This window comes from Acinetobacter sp. AHP123 (assembly GCF_023757925.1).
Taxonomy (GTDB): Bacteria; Pseudomonadota; Gammaproteobacteria; order Pseudomonadales; family Moraxellaceae; genus Acinetobacter; species Acinetobacter oleivorans.
The window spans coordinates 2,884,776-2,898,063 of the sequence record NZ_CP092454.1; the positions used below are offsets into that span (position 1 = coordinate 2,884,776).

12 protein-coding genes are annotated in these 13,288 nt (G+C 40.3%); all 12 read left to right on the forward strand.

Features of this window, described 5'->3' with window-relative positions:
* Positions 1 to 2: 2 nt before the first annotated feature.
* The 12 genes from pcaB (at position 3) to MJX77_RS13815 (ending at position 13,285) form a co-directional block, all read left to right on the forward strand.
* The gene (gene pcaB, locus MJX77_RS13760; protein ID WP_252059361.1) at positions 3 to 1,361 is read left to right on the forward strand and encodes a 3-carboxy-cis,cis-muconate cycloisomerase; all 1,359 of its coding nucleotides are present in this window, start codon (positions 3 to 5) and stop codon (positions 1,359 to 1,361) included.
* Positions 1,358 to 2,143, forward strand: a complete 786-nt coding sequence (pcaD, locus tag MJX77_RS13765; protein WP_151767810.1) for a 3-oxoadipate enol-lactonase — start codon at positions 1,358 to 1,360, stop codon at positions 2,141 to 2,143. Before pcaB ends, pcaD begins: the two co-directional genes overlap by 4 nt.
* 42 nt (positions 2,144 to 2,185) lie before the next feature.
* A complete protein-coding gene (pcaK, locus tag MJX77_RS13770; RefSeq protein ID WP_049836838.1) occupies positions 2,186 to 3,541 on the forward strand; it encodes a 4-hydroxybenzoate transporter PcaK in 1,356 nt (451 codons plus the stop codon).
* A 15-nt stretch (positions 3,542 to 3,556) separates the two neighbouring features.
* Entirely contained in the window at positions 3,557 to 3,970 is a 414-nt protein-coding gene (gene pcaC / locus MJX77_RS13775) for a 4-carboxymuconolactone decarboxylase (protein WP_005306044.1), read from the forward strand.
* A 10-nt stretch (positions 3,971 to 3,980) separates the two neighbouring features.
* Positions 3,981 to 4,706 (forward strand): protocatechuate 3,4-dioxygenase subunit beta, encoded by a 726-nt coding sequence (gene pcaH, locus MJX77_RS13780; protein ID WP_016137964.1) that lies wholly within the window; start codon positions 3,981 to 3,983, stop codon positions 4,704 to 4,706.
* A 14-nt stretch (positions 4,707 to 4,720) separates the two neighbouring features.
* Positions 4,721 to 5,350, forward strand: coding sequence for a protocatechuate 3,4-dioxygenase subunit alpha (gene pcaG / locus MJX77_RS13785; RefSeq protein WP_060466640.1), 630 nt, complete (start codon positions 4,721 to 4,723; stop codon positions 5,348 to 5,350).
* A 75-nt stretch (positions 5,351 to 5,425) separates the two neighbouring features.
* Positions 5,426 to 6,253 (forward strand): type I 3-dehydroquinate dehydratase, encoded by an 828-nt coding sequence (gene aroD, locus MJX77_RS13790; RefSeq protein WP_111854576.1) that lies wholly within the window; start codon positions 5,426 to 5,428, stop codon positions 6,251 to 6,253.
* Positions 6,254 to 6,272: 19 nt separating this feature from the next.
* Positions 6,273 to 7,727, forward strand: a complete 1,455-nt coding sequence (locus tag MJX77_RS13795; protein ID WP_252059362.1) for a right-handed parallel beta-helix repeat-containing protein — start codon at positions 6,273 to 6,275, stop codon at positions 7,725 to 7,727.
* Between the two features lie 69 nt (positions 7,728 to 7,796).
* On the forward strand, positions 7,797 to 9,116 hold the full coding sequence (locus MJX77_RS13800; RefSeq protein ID WP_013197674.1) for a carbohydrate porin: 1,320 nt from the start codon (positions 7,797 to 7,799) through the stop codon (positions 9,114 to 9,116).
* A gap of 81 nt (positions 9,117 to 9,197) precedes the next feature.
* Complete coding sequence (locus tag MJX77_RS13805) at positions 9,198 to 11,627, forward strand: glucose/quinate/shikimate family membrane-bound PQQ-dependent dehydrogenase (RefSeq protein ID WP_252059363.1); 2,430 nt, start codon at positions 9,198 to 9,200, stop codon at positions 11,625 to 11,627.
* A gap of 650 nt (positions 11,628 to 12,277) precedes the next feature.
* Entirely contained in the window at positions 12,278 to 12,736 is a 459-nt protein-coding gene (locus MJX77_RS13810; RefSeq protein ID WP_081399304.1) for a DUF6438 domain-containing protein, read from the forward strand.
* A 135-nt stretch (positions 12,737 to 12,871) separates the two neighbouring features.
* A complete protein-coding gene (locus MJX77_RS13815) occupies positions 12,872 to 13,285 on the forward strand; it encodes a YeeE/YedE family protein (RefSeq protein ID WP_111854082.1) in 414 nt (137 codons plus the stop codon).
* Positions 13,286 to 13,288: the final 3 nt, after the last annotated feature.

The following is a 13,288-nucleotide window of genomic DNA, read 5'->3' on the forward strand; positions in this document are numbered from 1 at the left end:
TCATGAGCCAGTTATATGCCAGCTTGTTTTATCAAGAAGGCGTCACGGACATCTTTAGTGACTCATCTTTAATCACATATATGATTCAGGTTGAAGTTGCATTAGCTCAAGCACAGGCAAAAGTTGGCGTGATTCCTCACAATGCAGCTAATACCATTGCCCAAGTAGCTGAGCAGGCAATAGAAAAGTTTGATTTTCCAGCGTTGGCTGTAGCAACTGGCTTAGCTGGAAATATCGCAATTCCATTTGTAAAGCAGCTTACGGCAATTGTTAAAGATGTAGATGAAGATGCTTCACGTTATGTGCATTGGGGCGCAACAAGTCAGGATATTTTAGACACAGCTTGTATTTTGCAATGCCGCGATGCGTTAAATATTGTCGAAGCACAACTTCAACAGTGCTACACCGCTGCATTACAACAAGCTAAGCAATATCGCTATCAAGTCATGATTGGACGTACATGGTTACAGCAAGCTTTGCCAATTACTTTAGGGCATAAACTCGCTCGCTGGGCTTCTGCGTTTAAACGTGATTTAGACCGTATTCAAGCCATGAAATCACGTGTACTTACTGCTCAGTTAGGTGGGGCTGTGGGTTCATTAGCTTCTTTGCAAGATCAAGGTTCACTTGTGGTCAGTGCATTTGCTCAGCAGCTGAATCTGACTGTACCCACAAGCACATGGCATGGTGAGCGCGACCGTATTGTAGAAATCGTAAGTGTGCTTGGCATGATTGTCGGGAATACGGGCAAGATGGCACGTGATTGGTCACTCATGATGCAAACTGAAATTGCAGAGTTATTTGAACCAACTGCAAAGGGTCGTGGTGGTTCATCAACCATGCCGCATAAGCGTAATCCAGTTGCAGCAGCTTCAGTACTTGCAGCAGCAAATCGTGTACCAGCACTTATGTCTAGTATCTATCAAAGCATGGTGCAGGAACATGAGCGTAGCTTAGGTGCGTGGCATGCAGAATGGTTAGCAATCCCTGAAATTTTTCAGCTTTGTGCTGGAGCATTAACTCGTACTGGTGAAGTTTTAAATGGTTTCGAAGTTAATGCTGAGCATATGCAGCAGAACCTTGACTGTACCAACGGGTTGATTATGGCAGAAGCTGTGATGATGGCACTTGCTCCAAAAATTGGACGTTTAAATGCTCATCATGTTGTTGAAGCCGCTTGTAAAACAGCCGTGGCTCAAAAGCAGCATTTATCTGAGGTTGTTAGTCAGTTAGATGAAGTAAAAGAACATTTTAGTCAAACAGAAATTTTGGAAATATTTAAAGCAGAAAATTATTTGGGCAACATTCAAGCTCAAATTGATGCTGTTCTGCAAGAAGCACAAGGAGGAGACATAAAGTGAAACAGCTTATAACCAATCGACAAGGTAAGCAGCTCGCTGTATACACTGACGGATTAAAAGATGCTCCAACACTTGTGTTATCTAACTCCTTAGGAACAGATCATGGAATGTGGCAGCCGCAAGTAGATGAGCTTAAAAGTCATTTTAATGTCATTACATACGACACACGTGGTCATGGCGAAAGTGATGTGATCGCTGAAACATCTTTACAAAATTTAGGTGAAGATGTTGCTGATATTTTAGATGCCTTAGATATTGAAAAAGCTCATTTTTGTGGCATTTCAATGGGCGGAATTACAGGGCTTTGGTTAGCTATCCATTACCCAGAGCGCTTTCTAAGTATTACTGTCGCAAATTCGGCGGCAAAAATTGGACAGGCTGAGGCGTGGTTGAGTCGCGCAGAATCAGTAGAACAAAATGGACTGGCTGAATTGGTTAAAACCACGCACACACGTTGGTTTAGCGAAAAATTCGACTATCAACATAATGTGGTTGCACAAACGACGATTCAAAGTCTGGCAAACACACCAGCACAAGGTTATGCCAATGCATGTCGTGCTTTAGCACATGCTGATTTAAGAGATGAAATTACACAAATACAAGTGCCGGTATTGCTCATTGCAGGAACGGCAGATCCAGTGACAACAGTAGCAGATGCTGAGTTTATGCAGAATGCTATTAAGAACAGTCAAATTGCTAAATTAGAAGCATCTCATCTTTCTAATATTGAGCAACCACAAAGATTTACACAGGAATTGACTAGGTTTATTCAGCAAATCTAATAGCTTAGTAGTTTAAAAGGAATTGGCCTTAAGGAGGCAAATATGGCGTCTCAGGATTACGCTGCACCAAATAAAAGTATCGATGCTCAAGCATTAATTAATGATGCTCCACTCAGTAAGTATCAATGGATGATCGCAATCATCTGTTTCTTAATTATTTTTACTGATGGTATCGATACTGCTGCAATGGGTTTTATCGCTCCAGCTTTGGCTCAAGACTGGGGTGTTGATCGTTCTCAGTTAGGCCCAGTGATGAGTGCTGCACTTGGTGGAATGATTATTGGAGCTTTGGTTTCTGGTCCAACAGCTGACCGTTTTGGTCGAAAAATCGTTTTAGCTTTTTCGATGCTTGTGTTTGGTGGTTTTACTTTGGCATCTGCGTATGCGACCAACTTAGATAGCCTTGTCGTTTTACGCTTTTTGACAGGTATTGGTTTGGGTGCAGCGATGCCAAATGCCACCACATTATTCTCTGAATACTGTCCAACACGCATTCGTTCACTACTGGTGACATGCATGTTCTGTGGCTACAACCTAGGAATGGCAACAGGTGGCTTTATTAGTAGCTGGCTCATCCCGACCTATGGTTGGCACAGTCTATTTTTACTTGGTGGCTGGTCACCTTTGATCTTAATGATTTTAGTGATTTTTGTATTACCTGAGTCTTACCGCTTTTTAATTGTTAAAGGTAAGAACCCTGAAAAAGTACGCAAGATCTTAAATCATATCGCGCCAACGCAAGTTCAAAATGCCACCGCATTCCACGTACCTGAAGAGAAAACTGAAACAGCTCAAAAGAAAAATGTCTTTGGAATTATGTTTTCTAAACCATATGCAAAAGGGACACTTTTACTTTGGTTGACCTATTTCATGGGCTTAGTAGTGGTTTACTTGCTTACAAGCTGGTTACCAACACTCATGCGTGAAACAGGTGCTTCAATGGAGCGTGCTGCATTTATTGGTGGTTTGTTCCAGTTTGGTGGTGTGGTCAGTGCATTGTTCATTGGTTGGGCGATGGATAAATTTAATCCGAACCGTGTCATTGCCATTTTCTACTTTGCCGCAGGTCTATTTGCGATTGCTGTTGGTCAAAGCTTAGGAAACTCAACATTACTTGCTGTATTGGTTCTTTGTGCAGGTATCGCGATTAATGGTGCGCAATCTTCCATGCCAGCTTTAAGTGCTCGTTTTTACCCAACGCAGTGCCGTGCAACTGGTGTTTCTTGGATGACGGGTATTGGTCGTTTCGGTGCGGTATTTGGTGCTTGGATTGGTGCCGTACTACTTGGTAATGATTGGTCGTTTACTGCCATTCTTAGTTTATTACTAATTCCAGCAACTGCTGCGGCTGTTGCTGTATTTGTTAAATCACTTGTTGCGCATACCGATGCAACTTAATAGAGGTCTATCACAATGAATGATGAACAACGCTATAAACAAGGCATTGAGGTGCGGACTGAAGTTTTGGGTGAAAAGCATGTTGGTCGGTCTTTGCAAAACTTAAATGACTTTAACCAAGATTTTCAAAACTTTATTAGCCGTTACGCATGGGGTGAGGTGTGGTCTCGTCCGGGCCTACCGCGTCATACACGTAGTTTAGTGACGATCGCAATTTTATTGGCGCTTGGCCGTGAAGATGAACTACGCATGCATTTACGTGCTTGTTTCAACAATGGTGTCACTAAAGAAGATTTAAAAGAGTTGATCTTACATAGCTCACTCTATGCAGGTTTACCTGCTGCAAATGCTGCAATGCATATGGCCGAAGAAGTCTTTAAAGAGTTGGGAATAGAAGTCAACTCAGTTGCAGCAAAAGAACAGGATTAAGGAGATAAAGATGTCACAACATAGCTGGGGTGCTTACGCCCAACGTAATACAGAAGACCATCCACCTGCATATGCAGAAGGTTATAAGACAAGTGTTTTACGTTCGCCAAAAAATGCATTGATTTCTATTAATGAGACTTTAACTGAAGTTACTTCACCGCATTTTTCTTCAAATTTGTTTGGCCCAAAAGATAACGATTTGATTTTGAACTATGCCAAAGATGGTTTACCAATTGGTGAGCGTGTCATCGTTCATGGTTATGTCCGTGACCAGTTTGGTCGTCCTGTAAAAAATGCGCTTTTAGAAGTATGGCAAGCCAATGCTTCTGGACGTTATCGTCATCCAAACGATAAGTTTATTGGTGCAATGGACCCTAACTTCGGTGGTTGTGGTCGTACATTAACTGACGAAAATGGTTTTTATATTTTCCGTACCATTAAACCAGGTCCATATCCGTGGCGTAACCGTATTAATGAATGGCGCCCAGCTCATATTCACTTCTCTTTAATTGCTGATGGTTGGGCTCAGCGCCTAATTTCGCAGTTTTATTTTGAAGGCGATACGCTCATTGACACTTGCCCGATTTTAAAAACGATTCCTTCTGAAGATCAACGTCGTGCATTGATTGCACTAGAAGATAAAAACAACTTTATCGAAGCTGATAGCCGTTGTTACCGTTTTGACATCACTTTACGTGGACGTCGAGCGACTTACTTCGAAAATGATTTGACTTAATTGGGAGCACGAGCATGAATAACTGGAATTTTCAGGAATTAAAAGAAACTCCATCTCAAACAGGTGGTCCTTACGTTCACATTGGTTTGTTGCCACAACAAGCAAATATCGAAGTGTTTGAAAACAACTTTAATAACCAGTTAGTACAAGATCAAACCAAAGGCGAGCGTATTCGTCTTGAAGGTCAGGTATTTGACGGATTAGGTTTACCGCTGCGCGACGTGCTGATTGAAATTTGGCAAGCCGATGCGAATGGTATTTACCCAAGTCAGGCAGATACGCGTGAGCAAAAAGCTGATCCTGCATTTCAGGGTTGGGGTCGTACTGGTGCTGACTTTGAAACAGGTATCTGGAGCTTTAATACAATTAAGCCAGGTGCTACAGCCGGTCGCAAAGGTTCAACTCAAGCACCGCATATTGCATTAGTCATTTTCGCTCGCGGTATTAACTTAGGTCTTCATACACGTGTTTATTTTGAAGATGAAGCTGAGGCAAATGGCAATGACCCAATTTTAAATAGCATTGAGTGGGCACCGCGTCGCCAAACTCTTATTGCAAAACGTTTTGAAGAAAATGGTGAAATTGTTTACCGCTTTGATATTCGTATTCAAGGCGATAACGAAACAGTATTTTTTGATATTTAAGAAACACCTAAGGCTACACATGATTGTCCATGGATGCGTGTAGCCTTTTTAAAGGATGGTATGACAGAGATGAAAATGAAAACATTATTAAGCTTAAGTTTGCTTGCACTCCCATTTTTCACAGCACAGGTAAATGCTGAACCTGTTGCTTTAGCTACTCAAACACAACCTGCGACTACAGCAGTTAAAACAATTGTTCCAATTACAGCAAAAACCAAAGAACAAGCTTTAGCGCAAGCTCAAGTGATTGCGAATACAGCAGATGCTGATTTGGCAGAGTTCCGTATCGACTTACTCAGTTTTGCAAGTGATACAAAACAAGTGATTGCATTGGGGCATGAATTAAAAAAGATTCTAGGTAATAAGCCATTAATTGCCACAATTCGTACTAAAAACGAAGGTGGTCAGCTTGAAATTAGCGATGCGGATTATGGTAAGACTTATCAGGCTTATTTAAAAAATCCATTCATGGATTGGTTAGATGTTGAAATGTTCCGTGATCAAAAAGTAGTTTCAGAGATTGTTCAAAAAGCACATCAAAAGAAAGTGCTGATTGTGATGTCTAATCATGACTTCCAAAAAACGCCAAGCCAAGATGAAATTGAAAAACGGTTGTTAAAACAAGATCAAATGGGGGCAGATATTCTAAAAATTGCCGTAATGCCAAAATCTAAACAAGACGTTTTCACTTTAATGAACGCAACTTTAAAAGTAAGTCAGCAAACCACTAAACCATTGTTAACGATGTCGATGGGACAACTTGGTACGATTTCTCGTGTTGCGACTGCCAACATGGGCGGAAGTTATAGCTTTGGCATGATTGGGCAGGCTTCTGCACCAGGACAAATTGATGTGACTAAGCTCAAACAGATTTTAAAAACCGTTCAACCAACAAACCCATAAATCATAAGGATATGATGAAATGAATACATTACGTTTAACTACTCTTGCATTAGGTTTGATGGTTTCAGGAATAACTGCAGCACAAACTTATGTGGTTGACCGTTATCAAGACGATAGCAATAAAGGCTCTTTACGCTGGGCAATTGAACAAGCCAATGCAAACTCAAGCGAAGCGAGCGAGATCTTGATTCAGGCGGTAGGCAAAGCACCTTATGCGATTAAATTAAATAGCGCACTTCCTGAAATTAAAGCACCTGTCAAAATTATTGGTACCCAGTGGGATAAAACGGGTGAATACATCGCAATTGATGGATCAAATTACATTAAAGGCGAAGGTGCAAAAGCTTGTCCTGGTGCAAACCCTGAGCAATACGGAACAAATGTCCGTACCATGACTTTACCGGGATTGGTACTACGTGACGTCAACAATGTCACTTTAAAAGGTTTAGACATTCATCGTTTCTGTATTGGTGTTTTGGTTAACCGTTCAAGCAATAACCTTATTCAACATAACCGTATTAGTAATAACTATGGCGGTGCTGGTGTCATGCTTACTGGTGATGACGGGCAAGGTAACCCAACGGCAACCACGACCAATAACAACAAAGTTTTAGACAACATCTTCCAAGACAATGGTGATGGTTTAGAACTGACACGTGGCGCTGCGTTTAACTTAATTGCAAATAACCATTTTGTTTCAACGAAAGCAAACCCAGAGCCATCACAAGGTATTGAAATTTTGTGGGGTAATGACAATGCCGTAGTCGGTAATAAATTCGAAAACTACTCGGATGGTTTACAGATTAACTGGGGTAAGCGTAACTATATTGCCTATAACGAAATGACCAATAACTCGATTGGTTTCAACATGACGGGTGATGGCAATATTCTTGATAGCAATAGAGTGCATGGTAACCGTATTGGTGTTGCTATTCGTTCGGAAAAAGATGCGAATGCAAAAATTACATTGACTAAAAATCTGATTTGGGACAATGGTAAAGATATTAAACGCTGTGAAGCCGGTGGTTCATGTGTACCAAATCAGCGTTTAGGTGCAATTGTATTTGGTGTACCTGCACTTGAACACGAAGGTTTTGTCGGTTCTCGCGGTGGCGGTGTAGTTGTGGATCCATCTAAGCAACAAAAAACATGTACTCAACCAAATCAACAAAACTGTAATGCTCAGCCGAATCAGGGCATTAAAGCGCCGAAGTTAACCGTTAATAAAGGTTCAGTTACTGTAGAAATTAATGGTTTACCAAACCAACGCTATCAAGTTGAGTTCTTTGGAAATCAAAATGCAGCATCAAAAGAAGCTGAGCAATATTTAGGAGCGGTTACCGTTGCTACAGATGCCGAAGGCAATACAAAAGCGAATTGGAAGCCAACTCTCAAAGTTGCTTCAATTACAGCGAATGTAACGGATCGTTTTGGAGCTACGTCTGAACTTAGTTCGGCCGTACAAACTAAATAATAACAATAAGGGAAGCGCCTCAAAATGAGGCGCAGCATAGAAATATAGAAATGATAAAAGGGACTTGAAATGCCAAATATAATGAAACTGAGTGTGTTAACAATCGCAGTATTAGGCAGTCAATTTGCACTTGCTAATGAGCCTTGGTCACAAGACCGTCAATGGTTGCTAGGTGACTGGAATGGTGAACGCCAGCAGCTAGAACAACAGGGCTATAAATTTACAGCTTCTATTATGAGCCAAAGTGCCACAAATTTAGATGGTGGTTACAACGACAGCAATACTTTTGAAAATGCCGCACAGCTTTCTTTAGGTGCAAACTTCGATTTAGAAAAGATTGCTGGGTGGAAAGATACAACAGCGAGTCTAGTCGTGACTAAACGTGACGGAAATGCGCTTACTTTGGAGCGTATTAAAGACCCGCGTTCTAGCCAATTAGGTAATGCTCAAGAGATTTATGGTCGCGGTAAAATCTGGCGTCTGTCTCAAGCATGGGTGAAGAAAGGCTTTGTTGATAATACTATACAGGCCAAAGTTGGCCGTATGGGCATGTCAGAAGACTTTAATAGTTCTCAATGTGAGTTTCAGAACTTATTGCTTTGTGGTGGGCAGCTAGGAAAATCAATTGGTTCAATTTGGTACAACTCACCAGTTGGTGTTTGGGCTGCAAACGTTAAATATCAATTTGCGCCTGAGTGGACTTTGGGTGTCGGTGTTTATGAAGTAAATCCAGACAATATTAAAACCGAATCAAATAGTGATGGTTTTAATCTGGATATGAACAACGTGAAGGGTGCAACCATACCAGTTGAGCTCGCATGGAAACCAAAACTTGCTGCTTTTAATGGTTTACCAGGTGAATATAAAGTAGGTGCGCTGTACTCAACCGCAGAAGCGAATGATATTAAAACCGCGGGTAAGGTTCATGACGGAAAACAAAGTTTCTGGATTAATGCACAACAACAACTGACGAATAACGGCCAAGATCCGAAACGCGGTTTATATGTAAGTTTTAATGGTGTTGTAAATGATAAGGCAACGACCTTTGTTCAAAGTACCCAACAACTTGCTCTTTGGTATAAAGGGCCATTTGATAGCCGTCCAAATGATTCGATTGGCTTTGGTATTGCCAATTATTTGGTCAATGATCGTGCTAAAGATAAGCAAATCGCAACAAACGAAAGCCGTGGATATTATAGCTATGATGCGATTGCATCTGACTATATTCCAATTCAAGACGACGAGCTAAATGTCGAATTGAACTATACCTATCAATGGTCTCCGGCCGTTATGTTACGTCCAAACATTCAATATATCCATCAACCTGCTGGTGTAAAAGCGGTCGATGATGCTTGGGTGGCGGGCTTAAGCGTTAAAGTCAATTTTTAACAATGTTGATGGCTAGTTAGACATAGTTTAACTGGCCCAAATGCTTGAACTATTGTGTTCAGTATATGTGGAGTAGGATCTATGTCTGAGTCAGATTCTAAGTTTCATATCTTATTCAAAATATGGTGTTTTCTATTAGGCCTAGTTTTATTGGCTACTGGTGTTTTTTACATCGTAGGCGGTGGCAAGCTAGTTTCATTAGGTGGATCTTGGTATTTCCTAGTCGCAGGACTGTTAATTACCATTTCTGCATTTAGTATTTTTCGTAAAAAGGCACTTGGTGTCTGGATTTTTGCGGCTGTTTTTGTTGGCACAGTCATTTGGTCATTTGTTGATGCAGGATGGGAATTTTGGCCGTTATTCTCGCGGTTAATGTTTCCTGCTGGTCTTTTTGCCGCACTGTTATTTACCTTGCCTTCAATTCGACGTTACCAATTTCAAACTAGCTTGGCTTCTTCATCCTATGCAGTGGGTGGGTTAGTTGTTGTTGGTATGTTGATTGCGTTCTATCAAATGTTCCAACCGCATCCAACAGTAGCAAGTTCAGGAGAAAAGCTACCTTTAGTACCAGTTGACCCAGCTAAAAAACAGGTGAATTGGGAAAATTATGGAAATGATGCAGGTGGTAGTCGCTTTGTTGCTCTCGATCAAATTAACCGAGATAACGTTCATAAACTAAAAGAAGCTTGGCGTTTTAGAACAGGTGATTTTACAACAGGTAGTGGTAATGGTGCTGAAGACCAAATGACCCCACTACAAGTTGGAAACAAAGTTTTTTTATGTACACCACATAACAACATTTTTGCGATAGATGCTGACTCGGGTAAACAACTCTGGAAAGCTGAAGTGAACTCTAAAGCCGATGCTTGGGAACGTTGCCGTGGGGTCGCATACTTTGATTCAACCAAACCACTTGTACAACCAACTTTGCCTGGTGCAAATGCAGTAACCACAGTTGCAACCAATACAGCATGTCCGCATCGTTTATATACCAATACACCTGATGGTCGTTTAATTGCAGTGAATGCAGATAATGGTCAGCGCTGTGCTGATTTTGGTGTAAATGGAACAGTTGATTTGTTAGAAGGTCTGGGAGCTGGAACTAAAGCTCCACGTTTTGAGGTCACTTCTGCACCAACTATTGCTGGAACAACCATTGTAGTGGGTAGCCGTATTGCCGATAACGTAGCAGCAGATATGCCGGGCGGTGTTATCCGTGGTTATGACGTCATTACGGGTAAACTTCGTTGGGCATTTGACGCACGTAATCCAGATCCTAACTATGTTCTTAAACCAGGTGAAACTTATAAACGTAGTTCGGCAAACTCATGGGCTGCAATGTCATATGACCCGCAAATGAATACGGTGTTCTTACCTATGGGTAGCTCATCTGTCGACATTTGGGGTGGTAACCGTAATCCGTTAGATCATAAATACAATACTTCTGTTTTGGCACTTGATGCGACAACAGGTAAAGAAAAGTGGGTATATCAAACTGTTCATAACGATTTATGGGACTTCGATTTACCAATGCAACCAAGTCTAGTTGATTTCCCATTGAAAGATGGTACGACTAAACCTGCTGTTGTGATTGGAACCAAATCAGGTCAATTTTTTGTGCTTGACCGTGTAACCGGCAAACCACTAACTAAAGTGATTGAACAGCCAGTTAAGCCAGCCAATATTCCGGGTGAGCAATACAGTGCAACTCAACCACGTTCAGTTGAAATGCCTCAAATAGGTAATCAGACTTTAACTGAATCGGATATGTGGGGTGCAACGCCGTTTGATCAGCTCATGTGCCGTATTAACTTCAAGTCGATGCGTTATGAAGGTCTATTTACTGCACCAGGTACTGACATTTCATTAAGCTTCCCAGGTTCTTTGGGTGGCATGAACTGGGGTAGTATTGCTTTTGATCCGACTCATCGTTATATGTTCGTGAACGATATGCGCCTTGGTTTATGGGTTCAATTAATGGAACAAACTCCTGAAGATATTAAGATTCAGGCGAGTGGCGGTGAAAAAGTAAATACAGGTATGGGTGCTGTACCAATGAAAGGTACACCATATAAAGTGAATAAAAACCGCTTTATGTCTGCCTTAAGTATTCCTTGTCAGAAACCACCATTTGGTACTATGACTGCAATTGACATGAAAACTCGTCAAGTCGCATGGCAAGTCCCACTAGGTACGGTTGAAGACACAGGACCTATGGGTATCAAAATGGGCTTAAAAGCACCGATTGGTATGCCAACAATTGGCGGGCCGATGGCAACTCAAGGTGGCTTGGTTTTCTTTGCTGCGACACAGGACTACTATTTACGTGCATTTGATTCATCTACAGGTAAAGAACTGTGGAAATCACGCATGCCTGTAGGTAGCCAAGGAACTCCAATAAGCTATGTTTCACCGAAAACAGGTAAACAATTTGTGGTTGTTACGGCAGGCGGAGCTCGCCAGTCTCCTGATCATGGTGATTATGTAATCGCTTATAGCTTAGAACAATAATTAAATAAGGCAAAAGAGAGTAATTCTCTTTTGCCTTTAATTTTAATATGTTTTTTATATTAAAGTGCTGTGGTAAATTCTATTATTTTAACTAGATAGATTTACCAAATAGTAAAAAAGTGCTTTAACTCATTGCAAAACCTAAAATATTCTTAAGATTGAGAATACTTGAACCGCAGAGGTGGCCGAATGATTAGATATTTTTCACAATGTTTTACCTATAAATAAAACTGATTTGTTTATTAAGTTTTGTTTAACTTAAGGTTGTGAATTTTAATTAGAAATAAACATTATTGTCTTTTTAGTCCTTAAAAGTCGGATTTTTTTGCTGGAAAAACCAGCGTAAATATATATTTATATTATATTTATATAATTTATAGCATTACGTTAGAATGGTCATCGCAGATTATTACTACCCAGTAATAATTTGTATTTCAGGAATTTAAGCTTTTATTGGCTTAAGGCTCATCGCAAGATGGGCCTTTTTTTATGCACTTTCGATCATAACATCTAATTATTATAAAAATAGCCTAAGCGGTAAGCTGTATGAATTGATGAAAACAATCACAAAAAATAGTCTTTAATGACAAGAAGTGTATGATTTGATAAATTAAAGCCACTTGATAATAATAGGTGATACGATGAGATTTTTGGTTCTTGCAACTTTATCTGGTTTGGCTTTGATGGGTTGTGCTTCTGTTCAGCAAGCACCGAATACACAAGAGACAATTCGTTATGCTTCTAGTCCATGCTTTGGCGCATGCCCAATCTATTCTGTAGAAGTAACACCTACAGGTTTAATTCGTTTTGAAGGTAAGCAATACACTAAAGCTATCGGTGTTAAAGAAATTCAAGGCAGCGTAAAAGACTATAAAAAACTTGCAGATGATTTAAAAGCTTATCGTCCTGAAACAGGTACACAATCTAAAACTGCGGGTTGTCAGCAAACGGCAACTGATATGTCTAGCTATTACATTTCATGGATTCAACCAAATGGCACGGAAACAAAATTAAGCCATTACACTGGTTGTATCTCTCCTGCAAATACTAGATTGAATAAAGTCATGGAAAAACTGCCTGAACAATTAGGCATTAAAGATCTAATTTAATGACAAAAGCCCCAAAACCTTGGGGCTTTTTCTTGTTAAGAAGTATTATAAACTCAAAAGTTTTATATTAAGTATTTCTAAAAGAATCAGCGTATAATACAGATTATAAAAACATATATTGTTAAGAGTGGTTATATGTCAAATATTGTCTATGCCTTTTTGGGTGGTTTATTACTCGGCATCGCAACAGTTGGATATTTATATATAAATGGTCGTATAGCCGGAATTAGTGGATTGCTTGCTCAAATCATTAATCCTACTAAAGATACTTTTAAAAGTTCTGCATTCTGGTTTATTGCAGGACTCGTGATTACACCTTTCATATATGGCTATTTTTATCAGCCTGAAATTGAAATTAAAGCCAATACATTTGCACTTATTTTAGCAGGTGTACTTGTTGGTTTTGGAACACGACTAGGCTCTGGATGTACAAGCGGCCATGGCATTTGTGGTATGAGCAGGCTATCAAAACGCTCGATGATAGCGACAGCAGTTTTTATGTTTGCTGGGATGTTAACCGTTTATATCATTCGTCATGTGCTGGGGTAATCT

What these genes read in the sequence shown, in the direction of transcription:
- pcaG (WP_060466640.1), top strand. Translation starts at nt 4,721, where the DNA reads ATGAATAACTGGAATTTTCAGGAATTAAAAGAAACTCCATCTCAAACA.
- MJX77_RS13815 (WP_111854082.1), top strand. Translation starts at nt 12,872, where the DNA reads ATGTCAAATATTGTCTATGCCTTTTTGGGTGGTTTATTACTCGGCATC.
- pcaC (WP_005306044.1), top strand. Translation starts at nt 3,557, where the DNA reads ATGAATGATGAACAACGCTATAAACAAGGCATTGAGGTGCGGACTGAA.
- pcaK (WP_049836838.1), top strand. Translation starts at nt 2,186, where the DNA reads ATGGCGTCTCAGGATTACGCTGCACCAAATAAAAGTATCGATGCTCAA.
- aroD (WP_111854576.1), top strand. Translation starts at nt 5,426, where the DNA reads ATGAAAACATTATTAAGCTTAAGTTTGCTTGCACTCCCATTTTTCACA.
- MJX77_RS13805 (WP_252059363.1), top strand. Translation starts at nt 9,198, where the DNA reads ATGTCTGAGTCAGATTCTAAGTTTCATATCTTATTCAAAATATGGTGT.
- MJX77_RS13795 (WP_252059362.1), top strand. Translation starts at nt 6,273, where the DNA reads ATGAATACATTACGTTTAACTACTCTTGCATTAGGTTTGATGGTTTCA.
- MJX77_RS13800 (WP_013197674.1), top strand. Translation starts at nt 7,797, where the DNA reads ATGCCAAATATAATGAAACTGAGTGTGTTAACAATCGCAGTATTAGGC.
- pcaH (WP_016137964.1), top strand. Translation starts at nt 3,981, where the DNA reads ATGTCACAACATAGCTGGGGTGCTTACGCCCAACGTAATACAGAAGAC.
- pcaB (WP_252059361.1), top strand. Translation starts at nt 3, where the DNA reads ATGAGCCAGTTATATGCCAGCTTGTTTTATCAAGAAGGCGTCACGGAC.